Here is a 542-nt window from a genome sequence, read left to right as displayed (position 1 = left end):
TCGGCTCCGTCCAGTCCAACCCCTTCACTGAACCCACCTCCGATCCCAACCCAATCGCCGCTGCCGCCATCCAGCATGTGAACATCCATTCTCATGTTCCGATCACCCTCGACTTCGCTGAGAACAACTTCAGCATGTGGAGCGCCTTCTTCAACGCCACGTTCCGCAAGTTTGGCGTTGTCGACCATGTCAACGGCTCCATCGACGCCCAGGCCATGTGGCATGACAATGAGTGGCTTCAAGTCAATCAAGGCATTGTGTCTTGGCTCTACAACTCTCTGTCCCCTGTAGATCATGAAGATGGTGTTCCTCCGCAAGCTGATGACAGACGCGATCTAGACATCTCTCTAGGGTCTCTTCCTCGACAACGCGGTCCAGCGCGCCGTGTATGCCCTGCAGGAGTTCCATGGCCTGTTCCAGGCCGATCTCTCCATCACCGACTACTTCGGCCGGCTCAAGCAGCTCGCCGATCTTCTTCACGACGTTGGTCACCCTGTCCCCGAGCCGTCCCTGGTGATCAACGCCCTTCGTGGCCTGAACTC

At 57.4% G+C, this 542-nt stretch carries 1 protein-coding gene; it reads right to left on the bottom strand.

Going from position 1 to position 542, the window contains the following annotated elements; all coding sequences use genetic code 11:
• The coding region (locus tag ACQY5R_RS18325) for a hypothetical protein (RefSeq protein ID WP_428610726.1) at positions 1-188 on the bottom strand (188 nt) is incomplete at its 3' end.
• Between the last annotated feature and the right edge of the window lie 354 nt (positions 189-542).

Source organism: Sedimenticola sp., from assembly GCF_050289425.1.
Classification (GTDB): domain Bacteria; phylum Pseudomonadota; class Gammaproteobacteria; order Chromatiales; family Chromatiaceae; genus Sedimenticola.
This window is presented reverse-complemented; position numbering and strand designations above follow the sequence as displayed.